This is a genomic window from Caulobacter sp. GW821-FHT10E02 (genome assembly GCF_059415225.1).
In genome coordinates this window covers 1-20254 of the sequence record NZ_JBWKMV010000001.1, presented here as the reverse complement: position 1 = coordinate 20254, position 20254 = coordinate 1, and the positions used below count along the sequence as shown (strand labels likewise).

14 protein-coding genes and 1 pseudogene are annotated in these 20254 nt (G+C 68.0%); 5 read left to right on the top strand and 10 right to left on the bottom strand.

The annotated features are described in order from the left end of the window. Positions 1-51: 51 nt before the first annotated feature. From AC07NI_RS00075 to AC07NI_RS00065, 3 genes are all read right to left on the bottom strand, one after another. Positions 52-4371: a hypothetical protein gene (locus tag AC07NI_RS00075; RefSeq protein ID WP_494614766.1), complete on the bottom strand. Its 4320-nt coding sequence runs from the start codon at positions 4369-4371 to the stop codon at positions 52-54. A 244-nt stretch (positions 4372-4615) separates the two neighbouring features. Then, entirely contained in the window at positions 4616-5830 is a 1215-nt protein-coding gene (locus AC07NI_RS00070) for a calcium-binding protein (RefSeq protein ID WP_494614765.1), read from the bottom strand. A gap of 129 nt (positions 5831-5959) precedes the next feature. Continuing rightward, on the bottom strand, positions 5960-6916 hold the full coding sequence (locus AC07NI_RS00065; RefSeq protein ID WP_494614764.1) for an acetamidase/formamidase family protein: 957 nt from the start codon (positions 6914-6916) through the stop codon (positions 5960-5962). A gap of 217 nt (positions 6917-7133) precedes the next feature. Between AC07NI_RS00065 and AC07NI_RS00060 the strand changes: the two genes are divergently transcribed. From AC07NI_RS00060 to AC07NI_RS00045, 4 genes are read left to right on the top strand one after another with little or no spacing between them, the layout of a single operon-like run. Next, positions 7134-7352, top strand: a complete 219-nt coding sequence (locus AC07NI_RS00060; RefSeq protein ID WP_494614763.1) for a hypothetical protein — start codon at positions 7134-7136, stop codon at positions 7350-7352. Next, on the top strand, positions 7349-8731 hold the full coding sequence (locus AC07NI_RS00055) for an AtzE family amidohydrolase (RefSeq protein WP_494614762.1): 1383 nt from the start codon (positions 7349-7351) through the stop codon (positions 8729-8731). The genes AC07NI_RS00060 and AC07NI_RS00055 overlap by 4 nt, the downstream gene beginning before the upstream one ends. Continuing rightward, entirely contained in the window at positions 8728-9144 is a 417-nt protein-coding gene (hpxZ, locus tag AC07NI_RS00050; RefSeq protein WP_494614761.1) for an oxalurate catabolism protein HpxZ, read from the top strand. The genes AC07NI_RS00055 and hpxZ overlap by 4 nt, the downstream gene beginning before the upstream one ends. Before the next feature lie 9 nt (positions 9145-9153). Next, positions 9154-10119, top strand: a complete 966-nt coding sequence (locus AC07NI_RS00045) for a nucleoside hydrolase (RefSeq protein WP_494614760.1) — start codon at positions 9154-9156, stop codon at positions 10117-10119. 130 nt (positions 10120-10249) lie between these two features. Here the strand turns inward: AC07NI_RS00045 and guaD are convergent, their stop codons facing one another. Genes guaD through uraH form a run of 5 tightly spaced genes read right to left on the bottom strand, consistent with a single transcriptional unit; the run spans position 10250 to position 16638 of the window. Next, positions 10250-11539 (bottom strand): guanine deaminase, encoded by a 1290-nt coding sequence (gene guaD, locus AC07NI_RS00040; RefSeq protein WP_494614759.1) that lies wholly within the window; start codon positions 11537-11539, stop codon positions 10250-10252. Then, the gene (gene xdhC / locus AC07NI_RS00035; protein ID WP_494614758.1) at positions 11526-12542 is read right to left on the bottom strand and encodes a xanthine dehydrogenase accessory protein XdhC; all 1017 of its coding nucleotides are present in this window, start codon (positions 12540-12542) and stop codon (positions 11526-11528) included. Before xdhC ends, guaD begins: the two co-directional genes overlap by 14 nt. Continuing rightward, positions 12535-14862 carry a xanthine dehydrogenase molybdopterin binding subunit gene (xdhB, locus tag AC07NI_RS00030; protein ID WP_494614757.1) on the bottom strand — a complete coding sequence of 776 codons (2328 nt, stop codon included), beginning with the start codon at positions 14860-14862 and terminating at the stop codon, positions 12535-12537. Before xdhB ends, xdhC begins: the two co-directional genes overlap by 8 nt. Next, the gene (xdhA, locus tag AC07NI_RS00025; protein ID WP_494614756.1) at positions 14855-16291 is read right to left on the bottom strand and encodes a xanthine dehydrogenase small subunit; all 1437 of its coding nucleotides are present in this window, start codon (positions 16289-16291) and stop codon (positions 14855-14857) included. The genes xdhB and xdhA overlap by 8 nt, the downstream gene beginning before the upstream one ends. Then, positions 16291-16638, bottom strand: a complete 348-nt coding sequence (gene uraH, locus AC07NI_RS00020; protein WP_494614755.1) for a hydroxyisourate hydrolase — start codon at positions 16636-16638, stop codon at positions 16291-16293. The genes xdhA and uraH overlap by 1 nt, the downstream gene beginning before the upstream one ends. Before the next feature lie 335 nt (positions 16639-16973). Here uraH and AC07NI_RS00015 point away from each other — a divergent pair, with 335 nt between their 5' ends. Next, the gene (locus AC07NI_RS00015; RefSeq protein ID WP_494614754.1) at positions 16974-19262 is read left to right on the top strand and encodes an NADP-dependent malic enzyme; all 2289 of its coding nucleotides are present in this window, start codon (positions 16974-16976) and stop codon (positions 19260-19262) included. 126 nt (positions 19263-19388) lie between these two features. On the opposite strand, the gene AC07NI_RS00010 is transcribed toward AC07NI_RS00015, so the two are convergent. After that, positions 19389-19583: a cold-shock protein gene (locus AC07NI_RS00010; RefSeq protein ID WP_233206781.1), complete on the bottom strand. Its 195-nt coding sequence runs from the start codon at positions 19581-19583 to the stop codon at positions 19389-19391. 144 nt (positions 19584-19727) lie between these two features. Next, positions 19728-19931: pseudogene (locus AC07NI_RS00005) on the bottom strand (cold-shock protein); the annotation flags it as partial. Between the last annotated feature and the right edge of the window lie 323 nt (positions 19932-20254).

The following is a 20254-nucleotide window of genomic DNA, read 5'->3' as shown; positions in this document are numbered from 1 at the left end:
CCGACGAAACGTCAACGTAGGGGACCCGGCAGAGGTTGCGGGAGGGGGCGGTTAGGCGGCCGTGAACATGTCCGCCGTCACCAGCGAAGAGGTGACGCCCTTCAGCAGGACGACCTGATCGTAGCCGATGTGGACAGTGTCGTTGTCCGCCACGACGTAGGTGTCAGGCCCCGCCGCGATGACGAGGTACTTCTGGCCGATGCCGCCGTACAGGTATTGGTTGCTGTAGGCCTCGAGCACGAGCTGGGACACCGCGGGGATCGAGCCATCGGGGTTCACACCGAGGCTGAGACGCAGGATGTCGCTCTCCTTGATCAGCGCCGACGCATTGCTGAAGGCCAGCTTGTCGTCCGCGCTGAAGTCCGTGATCGTGTCGACGTTCTTCAGGTTGGGGCTGAACACCCCGTCATTGGCCAGGAACTTGAACACGTCCGCGCCGGCGCCGCCGGTCAGGATGTCGTTGCCCGGACCGCCGATGATGACGTCGGCGCCGCCCTTCCCGTCGATCCGGTCGTTACCCGCGCCGCCCACCAGGGTGTTGGCGCCGTCGTCGCCGTTGATCGCCGGCGGCGTCCAGTCGATGTTCGAAAGGCTGACCTTGTCCGAGGTGGTGTTGGCCAGCTTGACGACCGTCTCGATCTGCCCCGTCGTCGATCCCGGCTGCAGCGAGAACACGTAGGTGTCCTTGCCCACCTGGACGGCCAGCTGGGTCAGGCCTTGGGCCGCCATGACCTGGGGCGCGAGGGTCACCGCGTCCTGCCAGTTCGCCGCCGTCTGCTTGCCGAGGCTCGCGGCGGACAAGACGCCGAACGACAGCTTGTCGCCGACTTCCCAGTCCGTGATCACATCGACGCCAGCGTCGCTGGTCGCGGACCAGGTCGTGTCACCTGCCGCGAAGACGAAGGTGTCGTCGCCCACGCCGCCGCTCAGGGTGTCCGCGCCCTTGCCACCCTTGATCACGTCGTTGCCGTAGTAGCCGAAGATCTTGTCGTTCAGCGCCCCGCCCGTCAGGACGTTGGCGCGGTCGTCGCCGACCGGCGTGAAGTTGTCGAGGCTGATCTGGTCCAGGGTCGTGTTGTTCAGGCGGACTACGCTCTCGATGGTTCCGTTGCTCGAACCGCTTTCCGCCGCGAAGACGTAGACGACGCTGTCGTCGGTCTCCACCGCCAGGTAGGACAGGTGCTGCTCGGCCATGATCTTGGTCGCGGCCTCGAAAGCGCCGGACCAGCTGTAGCCGTAGACGGTGTCCTTGATCTCGGCATAGGTGATCGCCTCGCTGTGCGGACCGAACGACAGCTTGTCGGTCGCCTGCCAGTCGGTGATCACGTCGATGCTGGCATAGCTGCCCGCCACCCAGGTCGTGTCGCCCTTGGCGAAGACGAAGGTGTCCGAACCCAGGCCGCCCGTCAGGATGTCGGTCCCCTTGCCGCCGGTGATCACGTCATCGCCGCCGAAGCCCTGGAGCTTGTCGGCCCCGGCCGTGCCGATGATGTTGTCGGCGCCGCCCGTGCCCTGCTCGACCGTCAGGCTGCTCATCACCACCGAGATGACTTCGTAGGAATTGGCGATGACCAGGCGATCGCCTTCCGGGGTGATCGCCACGCGGTCGCCGAACATGCCGTTCTCGTAGACATAGCCCTTCGAGACGATGTCGATGCCCAGGTCGAGGACGCGCTCGATCTCCCAGTTCGCGGTCGAGAACTGGAAGACGCGGTCGGTCACCGCATCGACGACGAACAGGTGCTTGCCGTCGGCGCTGAAGTCCATGCCATAGACATTGGAGATCTCGCGATTACCGACCGTCAGGTTGGCCAGGTGCTTGAGCGAGCCGTCGAAGACGTTCAGCTCGTTCACGGCCTGAGCGACAAAGGCGCCGTTGCCCGAGATCGCCTGGATGCCGCCGTTGAAGCCCATGACGCCGTCGTCATAGCGCCCGTGCGCGGCGGTCTCGCCCTGGCCGACGGACCAGATGTACAGCGGCGCGTCGGAGGTGCCGTCCGGCGCCAGCAGCACCTTGGTGCGGTCATCGCTGACCGACAGATAGCCCGACGCGCTGTAGTCCTTCGCTTGCGGCGCGAAGACCCCGGAGGTCGGGTCCAGGATCGTCAGCGGCGTCGAGCCCGAGCCGCCGAAGTCCTGGGTCAGCAGGATGCGGCCGTCGCTGGTGAAGACCGCGTCGGTGAAGCCCTTGTCGCCCTCGAGCGCCACGGTGGTGTAGTTCTTGACCACGCCAGTCTTCAGATCCAGCACGTGGACCGTGGCGGTGGCCTTGAGGGTCGCCCAGGTGTCCCCGGTCTCGTTCGTCACCGCGCGCTCGGCGATCACGAGGTAGCGGCCGTCCTTGGAGACGTCCATGCCGCCCAGTTGCGTCCCGACCTTGACCTTGCCCTGCACCACGCCGGTCACGGTGTCGATCGTGGCGACATAGCCGTCGCCGTCCGACACGTAGGCCGTATGGCCGTCCGACGAGAGCACGGTGTCGCGGATGAGACCGCCGGCCGAGGTCGCAAGCGTCTTCGATTTCGTCAGGTCGTCCACGGTCACGGTGGTGGCCGATGGCGACAGGGTCACCGACTTGTCGCTGAACTTCAGGGTCTCGACGTTCAGCAGCTTGTCGACGCCGTCGGCGCCGCGCACGGTCCACACGCCGTTGGCGTCGCGGGTCCAGGTGTAGTCCTTGGACGCGCCCGTATAGACGGCCGTGTCATTGCCCGCGCCGCCGTCGAGGATGTCGTCGCCGAGGCCGCCGGTCAGGGTGTCGTCGCCGCCCTGGCCCATCAGGATGTCGTTGCCCGCGCCGCCATCCAGCTTGTTGGCCACGCCGTTACCGGTGATCCTGTCCGCGCCGTCCGTGCCGATGATGTTCTCGATCGAGATCAGCGTGTCGGTCCCCTGTTCGCCGTTGGCTGCCTGGACAGTCTTGTTCAGGTCGATGACGACCGGGCTCTGCGGGCCATAGGCGTAGCTGACGGTGTCGTTGCCCGCGCCGCCGTCCAAGGTGTCGTTGCCGTAGCTGCCGGTCAGGAGGTTGTCGCTGGCGTTACCGATCAGGATGTCGTCGCCGCCGCCGCCGCCGTTGATGTTCTCGACGCCGCTGAGCGTCAGGTAGATTTCCTTGGAGACCTGCTGCTCGCTGGTGACCCGCAAGTCGATCGTGAGCGGCGTGCGGATGTTGTCGGCGGACGGGTACACGATCAGCGTGTCCACGCCTTCGCCGCCTTCGATCGTCGTGTGACCGGGGCCCACGAAGAAGGAGTCGTTGCCCTTGCCGCCGATGAGCAGGCCGCCGGTGTTCTGGCCGAAATTGGAGCCGCCGCCGTAGATGAAGTCGTCGCCGTCACCGCCGTCGATCGTGTCGTTGTCGCCGACGGCATAGATCTGGTCGTCGCCCGCGTCCCCGAACAAGTAGTTCTCGGCCGCGTTACCGACGATGTAGTCGCCATAGGCCGACCCCATCACCGCCTCGACCGACCTGACGATGTCGCGGTCCAGTCCGAATCCGCTCGTGCCGTTCGACAGCAGGCTGATAACGACACCTTGCTCGCTGGACGAATAGTCGACCGTGTCGAAGCCGTCGCCGCCGTCGATGACGTTGTTGCCCTTGCCACCCGACAGGTGATCGTCGCCCGCGCCGCCGTTCAGCGTGTCGTTGCCGTCATCGCCCCACAGGTAGTTGTCCTTGGCGTCGCCGGTCAGGACGTCGTCGAACTTGCTGCCATAGAGCAGCTCGATGCCGCTCAGGGTGTCTTTGCCCGCGCCGACGGTGTCCTGCTGTCCGGTCTTGGTCAGATCGACCTTCACGCCGCCCGTGGCGTCTTCGTACGAGGCCCAGTCCACGCCCGCGCCGCCCTTGATGATGTCGTCGCCCGCGCCGCCGACCAGGTAGTCGTCGCCGTCGCCGCCATCCAGCGTGTCGTTGCCGGCGCTGCCCCACAAGGTGTCGTTACCCTTGCCGCCAATGACCGTGTCGTTGCCCGCGCCGCCGACCATCATGTTGTCGTTGGCGTCGCCGGTCAGGGTGTCGTCGAAGGCCGAGCCGTAGACGTTCTCGATGCCGGTCAGCTTGTCCGTGCCCGAGCCGATGGTGTTCTGGGTCCCGGTGATGTTGAGGTCGATCTTCACGCCGGCCGTGGCGTCCTCGTAGGCCGCCCAGTCGTTGCCGGCGCCGCCGTCGATGGTGTCGTTACCGGCCCCACCGAGGATGTAGTCGTCGCCGTCGCCACCGCTCAGGGTGTCGTTGCCGTCGTTGCCGGCCAGGACGTCATCGCCCGCGCCACCCTTCAGGGTGTCGTTACCGCCGAACCCATAGATCACGTCGTTGTCCGCGCCGCCGGTCAGAACGTCCGCGCGCTCAGTGCCCCGATAATCCATCGCTCAACCCCTCACCACAGCGCCGCAACCTCAGCGCGACCCTGCGACTGCAAAGGTTGGACCAGGGATTTTGGGGTGTTTAAGGCCAAGCTTCTGTTCCGGAACGGGGCGGAGGTGTCGTTTTGGAACAGGAACGCTTGATCCATAAGGGATTGATCCAATCGGCCGCCCGGACCGGAGGTTGCTCCGGGAACGCATCATTCCCGGAGCTTCCCCTGGAATCCGCCCACGCGCGGAGGTGGTCCTACAGCCCTTGGATCGAGCCCGCGTCGATGGCCGAGAGGTTGACCCCGGTCAGTACGATCGCCTGGTCGTAGAAGGTCCCCTCGTCGCCGACGTCGGCGAAGAAGAGGACGTTGCCGCCGAACTGCATCGCCACGTAGCGCACGCCGTCGCCAGCGAAGGCGGCGCTGACGGCGGCGAAGTCGATGCTTTCCAGCTCGACATAGTTAGCGCTGCTGCCTGCCGGGCCGTCCACGAACAGGAGATGGTCCTCGGTCGTGAAATCCTGGATCGTGTCGGACCCGGCGGCGGTGTCGCCCGCGGCGAAGACGAAGGTGTCGGCTCCAGCGCCGCCGTACAGGTTGTCCACGCCCGCGCCGCCGCTGATGTAATCGGCGCCGTCGCCGCCATTGATGCCGTCGTTTCCATCACGGCCGTAAAGCCAGTCGTCGCCGCCCAAGCCGTAGAAGCCGTTAGCGCCCGCGTCGCCGATCAGGGTGTCGCCGGCCTGCGTGCCGTTGACGTTCTCCACATTCGTCAGGGTGATGAAAACACCAGCGGCGACGGTCTGGACCGTCTTGTTGAGATCGACGAATACGCCGCTCGTGAAGTCATTCGGCGTGCTGGAGAACGCCAGGAGATCGCGTCCATCGCCGCCATCGACGATGCGGGTCGTGGCGAAGTTCCCGATCGACAAGGCGTCGTCGCCCGCGCCGCCCAGCATGGTGTCGTTGGAATTGCCGCTCTGGAGCGAGTCAGCGCCATTGCCGCCGATCAGCAGCGACCCACCGGCCGGAGGACCGCCAAACGGGACAAGGAACGCGGTGTTGATCGAGTCGTTGCCGTCGCCGCCGTCCAGCACGTCCGTGCCGCCCCAGCCGTCGAGGTGGTCGTCGCCCGCGCCGCCGTTCAGGACGTTGTCCCCGGTCGTCCCCACGATCCAGTCCGCGCTGGCCGAGCCGGTGGCGTTCTCGATCGAGGACAGGGTGTCCACCGCCCCGCCGCCCGGTCCCATGATCGAGGTCGACTGGCTTTGCAGGTTGATCATCAGGAAGCTGAACAGCGGCAGCGTCGGGGCCTGGTCGGCATAGCTGACGGTGTCGTTCCCCGCCCCGCCGTTCAGTACGTTATGTCCCGCTCCCCCCATCAGCAGGTCGTCGCCGCCCAGGCCGACCAGGGTGTCGTCGTCGGCGCCGCCGATCAGGATGTCGTCGCCTTCGGTTCCCGTCAGATACATGCGTAGCCCTCCAGCCCCGGGTTTGGGGCGAGAGGATTGGCGATCAACCCAAGATCGAGTTCAAATGAATTTTTCTTCCATGGGATGAATAACCACGATCGACAACCTGGGATTAAGCCCGTTGCCGGCTCAGAACAGCAGACCCTTCTGCAGCAAGGCGTGGACGCCCTTCTCGCCGTTGACGGTCTGGGTCACGCGGAAGTCCACGGCCAGGGAGCAGAACTGATAGGCCTGGACGCGGGTCAGGCTGGAGCGGGCCGTAATGAAGTCGATCGTCTGGCGCAGGGCCTGCTTCATGGCCAGGTCCAGGTCCTCGTTGAAGCCCATCAGGATGTAGTGCGTGGGCGTCTCGGCGCGGGGCCATTTGAACTCGGCGGCCCCAGTGGCTTTCTTGTGGACCACGAAGGTGAAGGTCCCGGTCAGGCCCATCTCCAGCGCGTTGACGCAGACCTCGCCGTCGCCCTGGCGGCCGTGGCCGTCGCCGACCGAGAAGTTCGCGCCCGCGACCCAGACCGGCAGGTAGAGGGTCGAGCCGGCGACCAGTTCCTTGTTGTCCATGTTGCCGCCATGCTCGCGCGGCTCGCGGCTGGAGAGGCGTCCGTACCGGGCCGACGGCGCGACGCCCATCGTGCCGAAGAACGGCGCCAGCGGCAGCTGCGGGCCCCACTCCGGCTTGCAGGTGCCGGCCGCGCGGTCGACGGCGATGTGGCTGACATAGCGCTCGGGGAAGTCCTCCGGCAGGGTCCCGGCCAGCGGGCGGACGGCGCAGTAGCCCCAGTCGTTGTTCGGCTCGATCGCCTCGATGCGGACCTCCAGCATGTCGCCCGGCTCGGCGCCGGCGATGGCGACGGGGCCGGTCAGGATATGCGGCCCGATGCGCTCCGGCTTGCTGTCGTGGATCGCCTGGAGCGCGGGCGGCACCGCGTGGGGCGATCCCGGCGGCGGCATCACCTCGACGCCGCCCGAGACGCACTCGAAGGTGACGCTGTCGCCGGAGCTTACCGTCATTACGGGATCGAACGCCGCGTCGAACATGCCGAAGCGGACGGTGTCGGGAGCCGAAGCCAGTCGGTGATGCGCCATCAAGTAAGTCCCTTCTTACAAGCGCATCTCGCGCCGGCGCGGGTGCGGCTTCCAGGCTTGGCGCGCGGTCGGAAGGACGATCGCCCTTCCCTGCCCGCGACACGGGCGATCCCGAGCGGGAATGACGCCGGCTTGGGCGCTGCGCCCTTCCAGCGCGCGCGGGGCTGGCGACTCCGGCGAACCCGGGTGTATGAAGTTTTTTCTTACTTGAGGGGATCGCATGGCGCTGGACGCGGAGACCAAGGCCTTCCTGGACCTGAAGGATCACGAGATCGCGCCGTGGACCGCCGCCCACGCCGCCGCGCGCGACCTGGTCCTGTCGCCGGACGTGCTGCCGGCCGTGATCGACAACGTCGCCCTGCTGCGCGCCCAGGCCGAGCTGTTCGTGTCCGCGCTGGGCGACCATGCGGGCGAGCCGCCGGAGACGTTCCAGCCGTGAGCTTCGCCAGCGTCGTCGAGATCGCCGGCGAGGTCCGCGCCGGCCGCGTCACCGCCCGGGCCGTGACCGAGGCCACCCTCTCGCGCATCCAGCGCCTGGATGGCGGGATCAACGCCTTCACCGCCGTCACCACCGAGCGCGCTCTGGCCGCCGCCGACGCGGTCGACGCCGGGCGCGTCACCGGTCCGCTGGCCGGCGTGCCGTTCGCGGTGAAGAACCTGTTCGACATTGAGGGCCTGCCGACCCTGGCCGGCTCGAAGATCCGCCGCGACGCCGCCCCGCCTTCGCACGATGCGACGCTGGTCCAGCGCCTGACCGCCGCCGGGGCGATCCTGGTCGGCGCGCTGAACATGGACGAGTTCGCCTACGGCTTCGTCACCGAGAACGCCCACGACGGGCCGGTCCATAACCCGCACGATCCGACGCGGATCGCCGGCGGCTCGTCGGGCGGTTCGGCGGCGGCCGTGGCGGCTGGCCTTGTGCCTCTGACCCTGGGCTCGGACACCAACGGCTCGATCCGCATCCCCGCCAGCCTGTGCGGCGTCTTCGGGCTCAAGCCCACCTACGGCCGCCTGTCGCGCCAGGGCGTGTTTCCGTTCGTCGAGAGCCTGGACCACGTCGGCCCGTTCGCGCGGTCGGTCGAGGACCTGGCCGTGGCGTATGACGTGCTCCAGGGCCCCGATCCTCACGGCGACCACATCTGCGTCCGTGAGGCGCAGCCGCTCAGCGACCGCCTCGACGCCCTGGCCGAGCAGCCTCTACGCGTCGGCGTCCTGGGCGGCTGGTTCCAGCAGGGCGCGTTCCCCGAAGTGCTCGAAGCCCTCGGTCGCGTCGCGTCGGCGCTGAAGGCCGACGACCTCGTCACCCTGCCCAATGCGGTCGCCGCGCGCGCCGCCGCCTTCTGCCTGACCGCCTTCGAGGGCGGCGAATTGCATCACGCCGACCTGGCCAAGCGCGCCATGGACTACGACCCCGCCGTCCGCGACCGCCTGCTGGCCGGCGCCCTGCTGCCCGAGGGCCTGCACCGCGCCGCCCAGCGCTTCCGCACCATCTTCCGCGACGAGGTCGCCGAGGCCTTCCAGCGCTATGACATCCTGCTGGCGCCATCATCGGTCTGCCCCGCCCCGCCGATCGGCCAGGCGACCATGGAGATGGACGGCGTGCCCGTCTCGGTGCGCAAGAACCTCGGCGCCTTCACCCAGCCGATCAGCTATATCGGCCTGCCGGTCGTGGCCGCGCCGGTGAACCGGCCGGGCCAACTTCCGGTCGGCGTCCAGATCATCGCCCCGCCCTGGCGCGAAGACCTGGCTTTCGCCGCCGCCCTGCGCCTGCAGCGTGACGGCGTGGTCGCGGCGCATCCCCCGAAAGGCGCCCTATGATCGTCAACGATCCCGCCGTGCTGGCCGAGGTCACCGCGCTCGTGAACGCCTACGAGACCGCGCTGATGGGCAACGACGTCGAGGCCCTGGACGGCGCGTTCTGGAACTCGCCCCACACGGTGCGACTGGGCGTGGCCGAGAACCTGTGGAGCTTCGACGAGATCGCCGCCTTCCGCGTCGGCCGGGCCGGCGGCTCGCCGCCGCGTACACGGCTGCGGACGGAAATCACCACCTTCGGCAGCGACTTCGCCGTCGCCAATGTCGAATTCCGCCGCGACGACAGCGGCAAGATTGGCCGCCAGAGCCAGACCTGGATCCGCACCGAGGACGGCTGGAAAGTCGCCTCGGCCCACGTGTCCCTGATGCAGGGCGGGGCCGACCAGCGCCTCGCCTCCGACAAAGAAAAGCGCTAGAGCCTCCAAATGACGACCAAGATCATTTTCGACACCGATCCCGGCATCGACGACGCCATGGCGCTGCTGTTCATCGAGGCGAGCCCCGCCCTCGACCTGATCGCGGTGACGACCATCTTCGGCAATTCCGACATCGAGACCACGACGCGCAACGCGCTGTACCTGAAGGACCGCTTCGGCCTGACGGCGCCGGTCTACAAGGGGACCGACAAGCCGCTGACCCGTCCGCGCAACCCCTCGCCGACCTTCGTGCACGGCGAGAACGGCCTGGGCGATGTCGAGCTGACGGGCCTGGTCCCCGCCGAGCCGGAAGCCAAGCCGGCCCACCAGGCGATCATCGACCTGGCCCGCCAGTATCCGGGCGAGGTGGTGCTGTGCGCCGTCGGTCCGCTGACCAACCTGGCTTTGGCGCTGAAGGCCGATCCGGAAGTCGCCACCCTGCTGAAGTCCGTCGTCATCATGGGCGGCGCGTTCGGCGTGGCCGGCAAGCCGGGCAATGTCACTCCGGTGGCCGAGGCCAATATCTGGAACGATCCGGAAGCGGCGGACCAGGTCTTCACCGCGCCGTGGAGCCTGACGGCGGTGAGCCTGGACGTGACCACGCAGGTGGTGATGTCGCCGGAATTCATGGAAGCCCTGGCCGCTGGCGGGAGCGACGCGGGCGGGTTCCTGAACGCGATCTCCAAGCCCTATGCGGCGTTCTACGGCGGCCGTGACGGCATCGTCGGCTGCTGCGTGCATGACGCGGCGGCGGTGGCGTTCGTGATCGATCCGACGCTGTTTACGGTGCGCCGTGGGGCGGTGCGGGTGGTGACCGAGGGGATCACGCTCGGCCAGACCTGCCAGAGCCCGGAGGGTGAGCTGTTCGGGCCGAGCGCTTGGGATGATCAGCCGATCCAGGCCGCGACCGTGGCGGTGGATGGCGATCGCCTGCTGAAGCTCTACGCCGACACGATGAAGGCGGCGCACGGGTAAGGCCTCCAGATCCTCCCCCGCGATGCGGGGGAGGTGGCCCAGAGGGCCGGAGGGGGCTAACGCGGCGTTCGCCCAGCTTGCCCCCTCAGTCGCTCCGCGACAGCTCCCCCGTATCACGGGGGAGCATCTATCAGGCGTCCTTCCGCCAGCGCTCCACGCCCGCCAGATACGTCCGAGCCACCACCCGGTCATCGCCCAGCACCGTCAGCGCGAAGAGCTTGTTCTCCAGGCTCCGGGTCTCGGACAGCCGCCGCGCCATCAGCGGCGTCGCGGCCAGGTCCAGCACGACGAAGTCAGCTTCCTTGCCGGGTTCCAGGTTGCCGATCATCCCATCCAGATCCAGCGCCCGCGCCCCGCCCAGAGTCGCCAGATACAGCGCATGGAACGGATCCAGCGCATCCCCCCGCAGCTGCCCGACCTTGTAGGCCTCGCCCAGCGTATGGAGGATCGAGAACGTCGTCCCCGCGCCCACGTCCGTGCCCATCCCGACCTTCACCCCGTGTGAGCAGGCCTCCTCCAGCGGGAACAGGCCCGAGCCGAGGAACAGGTTCGAGGTCGGGCAGAACGCCACCGCCCCGCCCTTGGCCGCCAGCCGCCGGAACGCCTCGCCCTTCAGGTGGACGCAGTGGGCGAAGACCGAGCGCTCGCGCAGCAGGCCGAAGCGGTCATAGACGTCGAGATAGTCCTTGGCCGCCGGGAACAGGCGCGCCGTCTCCTTGATCTCGTGGATGTTCTCCGAGAGGTGGGTCTGCATCCAGACGTCCGGATGCGCCGCCAGCACCTCGCCGGCCATGGCCAGCTGTTCGTCGCTGCAGCTGATCGCGAAGCGCGGGGTCACGGCGTAGCCGAGGCGGCCCTTGCCGTGCCAGTCGGCGATCAGCGCTTCCATGTCGGCGCGGCTGCTCTCGACCGTGTCGGTCAGACCGTCCGGCGCGTTGCGGTCCATCAGCGCCTTGCCGGCGATCAGCCGCATGTCGCGGTCGTAGGCCTCGGCGAACAGGGCGTCGACCGAGACCTTGTGCACCGAGCCGAACACCAGCGCCGTCGTGGTGCCGTTGCGCAGCAGCTCGTCGATAAAGAACGCCGCCGTGTCGGCCGCGTGCTTCGGGTCCGCGAACGCCGCCTCGGCCGGGAAGGTGTGCTGCTCCAGCCAGTCCAGCAGTTGCTTGCCGTGGGCGGCGATGACGTCGACCTGCGGGAAGTGGATGTGGGTGTCGATGAAGCCGGGCGTGATCAGATGGCCACTCAGGTCGTGCAGTTCGGCGTCGCCCAGCCACGGCGACAGCTCCGCATAGGCGCCGCAGCCGGCGATGCGGCCGTCCTCGACCAGCAACAGGCCGTCCTCGTGGAAGGCGACCGCCTCCGCGTTCTTCGTCGGATCATCCACGAGGTGGAGGATCGACGCCCTATAAGCTTGCACTGATCTGGCCTTCGTCGTTTCGGATCCGCGCCGCTTCCTGGCGCATCAGGAGGTCGGCCGCCACCGAGACCGCGATCACCTCGGGCGCCTTGCTCTTCAGCTGCGGCAAGCCGATGGGACTGGTCAGGCGGGTCAGCACCGCCGGTGAGAAACCATCGTCCCGCAACCGGCTCATGAACCTAGCGCGCTTGGTCTTCGAACCGATGACGCCGAAGAAACAAAACCCGCCGCCGGCTAGGCCCGCCGAAACCAGGGCGTAGTCCAGCGCGTGGTCGTGGGTCAGGACGAGCCCGTAGGCGTCGGGGCCCGCGCCCATGGCCTTCGCCGCGACCTCGGCCGGGGTCAGCACGGTGACGCCGGGGATGTCGGCCGTCTCGGGACGGGTGTCGTACCAGAAGAGGCGGAACGGCAGCGGCTCGAACGCCTTGGCGATGGCCTGGCCGACATGGCCGGCGCCGAACAGCAGCAGCGGCGGACGCGGCGCGTCGGCGCGCTCGACCATGACATCGCCCAGCTCGGGCCGCGCCCCACGCGCGGTGGCGGGGGCCTCGCCGAACGAGACGGCCGGCCCTTCGCTATCGGTCGACAGGATCGGCGCGACCACCTTGGTCAGCAGGCCAGGATCGAAGCGCGTGCGGACCTCGAACGGCTGGGCCGCGTCCATGCGCTTGGCGGCTTCGGTCAGCCAGTCGCGGCTGTTGTCGTTCAGGCGCTCCAGGAAGAGGCGCACGCGGCCGCCGCAGCATTGGGCCAGCAGCGGGCCCAGCGGATAGTCCTGGATCGCGAAATGGGCCTGGTTGCCGTCCAGCATTCGGCGGGCCTGGTCGGTGGCGCGGTGCTCGAGGTTACCGCCGCCGATGGTTCCGGACTGGCCCTCGCGCCAGACGACCATCTTGGTCCCCGCCTCGCGCGGGGCCGAGCCTTCGGTGGCCAGGACGGTGACCAGGGCGGCCTCGTCATGGGCGTCGAGACGAGCCAGGGCGGCGCGGGCCCAGTTACGCATGGATGCGTCTCCGGACATCCTCGCAGGCCATCAGGATCGCCTCCGGCGTCGCGGGCGCATCGAGCTGTGGCAGGAGCTTGTAGTCGCCGACGCTGGCCACCGCGTGGTTGATGGCGCTGTAGACCGAGATCGCCAGCATCAGCGGTGGCTCGCCGACGGCCTTGGAGCGATGCACCGTCGCCTCGACATTGCGGCCGGCCTTCCACAGGCGGACGTCCAGATGCGCCGGGCGGTCGCCGATGGTCGGGATCTTGTAGGTCGAGGGCGCGTGGGTCCGCAGACGGCCGTGCGCGTCGTAGACCAGCTCCTCGGTCGTCAGCCAGCCCATGCCCTGGATGAAGCCGCCTTCGATCTGGCCGAGGTCAATGGCGGGATTCAGCGACTTGCCGACGTCGTGCAGGATGTCGGCGCGGGTGACCTTCATCTCGCCGGTCAGGGTGTCGATCAGCACCTCGCTGCAGGCCGCGCCATAGGCGAAGTAGTAGAACGGCCGGCCCGTATGGGTGGCGCGATCGTAGTGGATCTTGGGCGTGGCGTAGTAGCCGGTCGAGGATAGCGACACCCGCGCCAGATAGGCCTGGCGGATGAACCAGCCGAACTCGAAGGTCTCGCCGCACACGCGGACGCCCTCGGGCGTGAAGGCGATGTCGTGCTCGGGGCAGTCCCACTTCTTCGCGGCGAATTCGACCAGCCGCGCCTTGATGGTCTCGGCCGCATTCAGCGCCGCCATGCCGTTCAAATCCGCGCCCGACGAGGCGGCGGTCGCCGAGGTATTGGGCACCTTGTCGGTGACGGTCGAGGTGATCTTCACGCGGCCGATCTCGACCTGGAAGGCGTTGGCGACGATCTGGGCGATCTTGATGTTCAGCCCCTGCCCCATCTCGGTGCCGCCGTGGTTCAGCATAATCGAGCCGTCGGCATAGAGATGGATCAGCGCGCCGGCCTGGTTCAGGAAGGTCGTCGTGAACGAGATGCCGAACTTCACCGGCGTCAGGGCGATGCCCTTCTTCAGCACGGGGCTCGTTTTGTTGAAGGCCTCGATCTCGCGACGGCGGGTCTCATAGGCGCAGGACGCCGACAGCTCGTCGATCAGCTGCGGCGCGACATTGTCCTCGACCACCTGGTGGTAGGGCGTGAGGTTGCGCCCCTCGCCGCCATAGAGGTTGCGACGGCGCACCTCCAACGGGTCGATCCCGACCTCGGCGGCGACGGCGTCCATGACGCGCTCGATGGCCAGCATGCCCTGCGGTCCGCCAAAGCCCCGGAAGGCGGTGTTCGACACCGTGTGGGTCTTGAAGCGGTGCGACAGGATCTCGATGGCCGGCAAGAAGTAGGCGTTGTCGGCGTGGAACATCGCCCGGTCGTTGATCGCCATGGAGAGATCGGTCGTCGCCCCGCAGCGCGAGGCCAGTTCCAGGAACAACCCCGTCAGCCGGCCCTCGTCGTTGAAACCGACATCGTAGGCGCACTCGAAGTCATGCCGCTTGCCGGTCATGACCATGTCCTCGTCGCGGTCTGGACGCGCCTTGGCCGGGCGGCCGGTCTTCACGGCGACTAGGGCGGCGGCGGCGGCGAACAGCGAGGCCTGCGTCTCCTTACCGCCGAAGCCCCCGCCCATGCGACGCACCTCGACGGTGACGCTGTGGTCGGGCTTGCCCAGCACGCGGGCGATCAGGTGCTGCACCTCGGTGGGATGCTGGGTCGAGGACCAGACGTGGACGTCGCCGTCCTCGCGCGGGGTGGCGAGCGCGATCTGGCCTTCGAGATAGAAGTGGTCCTGGCCGCCAATCGCGAACCTGCCCTGCACGCGGCGCGGTGAGGTCTCCAACGCCGCCTGGGCGTCCCCCCGCGTCATGCGTTGGGACGTCTCGATCTTCAGGTCCATCTCACGCGCGGCGGCGATGTCGACGGCGGCCGGCAGCTCTTCGTACTCGACCACGGCCTTGGCGGTCGCGGCGCGGGCAGCGGCGAGCGACGTGGCGGCGACGGCGAACAGGCTCTGGCCGACGCAATAGACCTCGCCGGCGGCGAACAGCTTGTCGTCGTGGATGACCGGGCTGACGTCGTTCTCGCCGGGAATGTCCTCGGCGCTGATCACCAGCACCACGCCCGGCGCGGCGCGGACAGCCGACAGGTCCATCCGGATGATCTTGGCATGCGCCTTGGTGCTCATGCCGAACGCGATGTGCAGCAGACCCGCCGGCTCGGGCATGTCGTCGATATAGACCGCCGAACCCGCCACGTGCCGCGCCGCGCTGTCATGCGGCAGCGGGGCGGAAACGCCTTGGAACGGCGAGACGGTCGCGCCGGAGTCAGCCATGGGCGCTCTCCGGGACCACACGGGTCTCGACCTCCTGGCGCTCCAGGAACACCTTGCGCAGCATGTTCCGCGCGGTCAGCGACCGGTAGGCGGCCGAGGCGCGCATGTCGCTCATCGGCGCGTAGTCGGTATCGAGTGCGGCCATCGCGGCCTCGATCGTCGCCTCAGACCACGGCTGGCCGATCAGCGCCGCTTCGCAGGCCTGGGCGCGCTTGGGCGTGCCCGCCATGCCGCCAAACGCGATGCGCGCGTCGATGACGGCGCCGCCTTCGACCGCCAGCGAGAACGCCCCGCAGACCGCCGAGATATCCTGGTCGAACCGCTTCGACAGCTTGAAGACCTTGAAGATGCGGCCCGCATCCAGCTTCGGCGCGATCACCGCCTCGACGAATTCGCCGGGCTCGCGGTCCTGCTTGCCGTAATCGAGGAAAAACGCTTCCAGCGCCATTTCGCGGCGCTCGTCGCCTCGGCGCAGCATCAGGGTTGCCCCCGCCGCGATCAGGGCCGGCGGCATGTCGCCGATCGGCGAGCCGTTGGCGATGTTGCCACCGATCGTGCCGCTGTTGCGCACCTGGGTCGAACCCAGCCGCCGCATCATCGCGCCCAGGTCAGGATAGAGTTTCGCTACCGCTTCGATCGCGTCGACATAGCGAACGCCCGCGCCGATGCGCAGGCCTTCGGGAGTTTCCTCCAACACCTTCAGCTCAGCGACCTCGGACACGCTGATCAGCGTCGGCAGCGGTCGCCGCTGCTTGGTGACCCACAGGCCGACATCGGTCGCGCCGGCCACGATCGTCGCGTCCGGATGCTCCAGATAGGCCTGGGCCAGCTCGTCCACCGTACGCGGCGACAGCCACGTCCGGGTGACGCCGTGAATCTCGTCCTCATAGCTGAGGCTCAGCATTGTCTCGTCGCGCACCGCCGACAGATCGACCGCAGGTGCCACCTCGGCTTCCACGCCCTTGGCCACCTCAATGATCGGGCCATAGCCCGTGCAGCGGCACAGGTTCCCAGCCAGCACCTCGCCCACCGGCGCGCGCGCGCCCTTAGCCGCGATCGCCCGACCGTACAGCGACATGACGATGCCCGGCGTGCAGAAGCCGCACTGGGACCCGTGTTTCTCGACCATCGCCTGCTGCACCGGATGCAGCGCGCCATCCTTGGCCAAGCTCTCGACCGTCAGCAGCGCCTTGCCATGCAACATCGGCAGGAACTGGATGCAGCTGTTGACCGCCCGCCAAGCGACGCCCTCGCCGTCCGCCTCGCCAACCAGTACCGTGCACGACCCGCAGTCGCCCTCGGCGCAGCCTTCCTTGGTCCCGGTCCGCCGCATCGGGCCGCGCAGGTGCTCCAACAGGGTCGTCGTCGGGTTGGCCCCTTTGACCTCTTGCACCTGGCCGTCCAGCAGGAAGCGGATCGTCTCGACCATCAGCTGCCCCGATAGGTGGAATAGCCGTACGGTGAGACCAGCAGCGGCACGTGCCAGTGCTGTTCGACGTTCGAGACGGCGAAATCGATGACCACCACGTCCAGGAACGGCGGGTCGGTGACCGCCAGGCCGGACGCCGCGAAATGGGCGCCGATCGCGAATTCCAGGCGGTATCCGCCGACCTCCAGGACCTCGCCGGCGACAAGCCGCGCACGGCCGTCGGCGTCGGTGCGGAATTCCGCCAGAAGCGAAACCTCCGAGCCCTCGCGCCGCGACACCCGCACCGTCACGCCGGCCGCCGGCTTTCCGGACGCCTGGTCGAGGATATGGGTCGTCAGTCCGCTCATGCTCCGCCCTCGGATCTCATTGCCGAGTCGATGCTCGGTCGCTCCGGGCGCCCTGTCCAGCACCTTGCCCCTCAAGGCGGCCCGGGAAGGAGGAGCGCCGAGGAACGGGGCGACGGGCGCCCGAAGCACAGGCATTATATAATAGATTTATTACTTATGAGAGCCGGAATTGACGCTGGACGGCCCTACACACTGGTACCGCTACCAAGAAAAATCGCCCGACAGGCGGCGAAGGGTTGGAATTGCCGGGCCAACACCGGTAGCAAAGGTTCCGACGCTTCGCAGTGAGATGAAGCCCTTAGAACGCGCCGCGCAGGCCGCCAGAGGAACGATCGATGGACGAGGATTTCCGTAAAGCCGCCCTAGATTACCACCGTCTGCCGCGGCCCGGGAAACTGGCCATCGAGGCCACCAAGCGCATGGCCACCCAGCGCGACCTGGGCCTGGCCTACTCCCCCGGCGTCGCCGCGCCCTGCGAAGCCATCGCCGCCGATCCCGACACCGCCCGCGACTACACCGCGCGCGGCAACCTGGTGGCCGTGATCTCCAACGGCACCGCCGTGCTGGGCCTGGGCAATATCGGTCCGCTGGCCAGCAAGCCGGTGATGGAGGGCAAGGCCGTCCTCTTCAAGAAGTTCGCCGGCATCGACGTGTTCGACATCGAGGTCGACGCCGAGGATCCCGACCGCTTCATCGAGGTGGTCGCGGCGCTGGAGCCCACCTTCGGCGGCATCAATCTCGAGGACATCAAGGCCCCCGAGTGCTTCATCATCGAGCGCACCCTGCGCGAGCGGATGAACATCCCGGTCTTCCACGACGACCAGCACGGCACCGCCATCGTCTGCGCCGCCGCCGTCCGCAACGCCCTGCTCGTCCAGGGCAAGACGCTGAAGGACGTCAAGCTGGTGACCTCGGGCGCCGGCGCGGCGGCCCTGGCCTGCGTCGACCTGCTGGTCTCGATGGGCCTGCCCGTCGAGAACGTCACCCTGACCGACATCAAGGGCGTGGTTTACGCCGGCCGCGACGACGACATGCTCGACAACATGGCCCGCTACGCGCGCCAGACCGACGCCCGCACCCTGGGCGAGGTGATCGCCGGCGCCGACATCTTCCTGGGCCTCTCGGCCCCGCGCGTGTTCAAGGCCGAGTGGCTGCCGCTGCTGGCCCCGAACCCGCTGATCCTGGCCATGGCCAATCCCGAGCCGGAGATCCTGCCGGAACTGGTCCAGGCCGCCCGTCCCGACGCCATCATGGCCACCGGCCGCAGCGACTATGCCAACCAGGTCAACAACGTCCTCTGCTTCCCGTTCATCTTCCGCGGCGCGCTGGATGTCGGCGCGTCCGAGATCAACGAGGCGATGAAGGTCGCGGCCGTCGAGGCGATCGCCGAGCTGGCCCGCGCCGAGGCCTCCGAGGTCGTGGCCTCGGCCTATGGCGGCGTCGCGCCGGTGTTCGGCGCGCAGTACATCATCCCCAAGCCCTTCGACCCGCGCCTGATCCTGCAGATCGCGCCGGCCGTGGCCAAGGCGGCCATGGACAGCGGCGTGGCCACCCGGCCGATCACCGACTTCGACGCCTACCAGGCCGAGCTGGAGCTGTTCGTCTACCGCTCGGGCCAACTGATGCGCCCCGTGTTCGAGCGGGCCCGCAAGGCTCCCGTGAAGGTGGCCTATGCCGAGGGCGAGGACGAACGCGTGCTGCGCGCCGTCCAGACCGTGGTCGACGAAGGCTTGGCTCATCCCGTGCTGGTAGGCCGTCGCGAGGTGATCAAGGCCAAGGTCGCCGAGATGGGCCTGCGCCTGGATCTGGGCGGCAAGGTCGAGATCGTCGATCCCTATACCGACAAGGACCTGTTCGGTCCGCTGGTCGCCGACTACCAGAAGCTGGTCGGGCGTCGCGGCGTGCCGCCGACGGCCGCCGAGCGCCGCGTCGAAGGCCGCCGCACGGTGGCCGCCTCGATGCTGCTGTCGTCGGGCTATGTCGAGGCCGCCCTGGTCGGCGGCAGCGGCGACTGGTGGCAGCACATGACCTATGCCCTGCCGATCATCCCGCGCCGGGAGAACGTCAGCCGGGTCTACGCCCTGTCGACCCTGATCCTCGACAACGGCACGCTGTTCTTCTGCGACACCCACGTCAATGTGGACCCGACCGCCGAGCAGATCGCCGAGTGCACCCAGCTGGCCGCCGAGGCCGTCCGCCGCTTTGGCCTGACGCCCAAGGCCGCCCTGCTCTCGCACTCCTCGTTCGGGGCCAGCAACTCGCCGACCGCCCGCAAGATGCGCGAGGCCCTGGCCATCCTGCGCGAGCAGGCGCCGGATCTCGAGGTCGATGGCGAGATGCACGCCGACGCGGCGCTCAGCCAGCACCTGCGCGAGCGCATGGTCGCCGACAGTCCGCTGAAGGGCTCGGCCAACCTGCTGGTCATGCCGACCCTGGACGCGGCCAATATCGGCCTGACCCTGCTCAGCGCCGCCACGGAATCGCTGCTGGTCGGCCCGATCCTGTTGGGCATGAGCAAGCCGCTGCACGTGCTGGTGCCCAGCGTCACCGCGCGCGGCATCGTCAACCTGACGGCGCTCAGCGTGAACCAGGCGGCCTCGGAACGGGCGCGCCAGGAGGCCTAGAAGCCTCCTTTGGGGCCAAGCCCAGAACGCCGAAAGGCCCCGTCCGACGCGTCAGCGTCGGCGGGGCCTCCCAATAGTCTTCGAAAAGGCCGTCCGTCCGGGCGGCCTTTTCTTTAGGACGCGTCCTTAGAGGATGCGCAGGTTGCCGGCCGAGGTCTTGCCCGAACGACGGTCCTGCTCAAGCTCGTAACCGACTTGCTGGCCTTCGTTCAGGCCGCGCAGGCCGGCGCGCTCAACGGCCGAGATGTGCACGAAGATGTCGCCGCCGCCGTTGTCCGGCTGGATGAAGCCGAAGCCCTTGGTGGTGTTGAACCACTTCACGACGCCCGTGCCGGCTTCACCGCCGCCACCGCCACCGCCGCCACCACCGTAGCCGCCGCCACGCGGGGCGTCGAAGCTACGCGGGGGACGAGCGCCACCGGGGCCGCCACGGCCGCCACCGGCCGGAACAGCGCCCTGGCCCGTGACGCGCAGGTTGCCGGCCGAAGTCTTGCCCGAGCGGCGATCTTCTTCCAGCTCGTAGTTGACTTGGTCACCTTCATTCAGACCAGCCAGGCCCGAACGTTCAACCGCGGCGATGTGGACGAACACGTCCTGGCCGCCGTCCTCGGGCTGAATGAAACCAAAGCCCTTGGCCGGGTTGAACCACTTAACGACACCGTTCGCCATATTATCCTCAAACACCTCAATCGACGGGCTGATAGTCGGCCCGCGTCCTTCCGACGGAAGTCATGACGCAAAACCGCGCCATGCGCTATGGGCTTTGAACGGAGAAAATCGGCCTGAAGGCGGCCAAGACCTAAAAAATTCGCGCTTCAAGGGGGGAGCGTTGCCGGAATGCCACTCTGGATTGCACGTCAAGGTACAAAAAAAACCTGACCGCAAGCGGACAGGGCGTTCGAACCTAGCGCGGGACCTTGGGTGCGGGGACAGGATTTGAACCTGTGACCTTCAGGTTATGAGCCTGACGAGCTACCGGGCTGCTCCACCCC

Bases quoted from the DNA above. Each gene is read 5' to 3' on its own strand.
- xdhB (WP_494614757.1), bottom strand. From the start codon at position 14,862: ATGGCTGACTCCGGCGCGACCGTCTCGCCGTTCCAAGGCGTTTCCGCC.
- AC07NI_RS00070 (WP_494614765.1), bottom strand. From the start codon at position 5,830: ATGTATCTGACGGGAACCGAAGGCGACGACATCCTGATCGGCGGCGCC.
- xdhC (WP_494614758.1), bottom strand. From the start codon at position 12,542: ATGCGTAACTGGGCCCGCGCCGCCCTGGCTCGTCTCGACGCCCATGAC.
- xdhA (WP_494614756.1), bottom strand. From the start codon at position 16,291: ATGGTCGAGACGATCCGCTTCCTGCTGGACGGCCAGGTGCAAGAGGTC.
- hpxZ (WP_494614761.1), top strand. From the start codon at position 8,728: ATGATCGTCAACGATCCCGCCGTGCTGGCCGAGGTCACCGCGCTCGTG.
- AC07NI_RS00045 (WP_494614760.1), top strand. From the start codon at position 9,154: ATGACGACCAAGATCATTTTCGACACCGATCCCGGCATCGACGACGCC.
- AC07NI_RS00060 (WP_494614763.1), top strand. From the start codon at position 7,134: ATGGCGCTGGACGCGGAGACCAAGGCCTTCCTGGACCTGAAGGATCAC.
- AC07NI_RS00075 (WP_494614766.1), bottom strand. From the start codon at position 4,371: ATGGATTATCGGGGCACTGAGCGCGCGGACGTTCTGACCGGCGGCGCG.
- uraH (WP_494614755.1), bottom strand. From the start codon at position 16,638: ATGAGCGGACTGACGACCCATATCCTCGACCAGGCGTCCGGAAAGCCG.
- AC07NI_RS00015 (WP_494614754.1), top strand. From the start codon at position 16,974: ATGGACGAGGATTTCCGTAAAGCCGCCCTAGATTACCACCGTCTGCCG.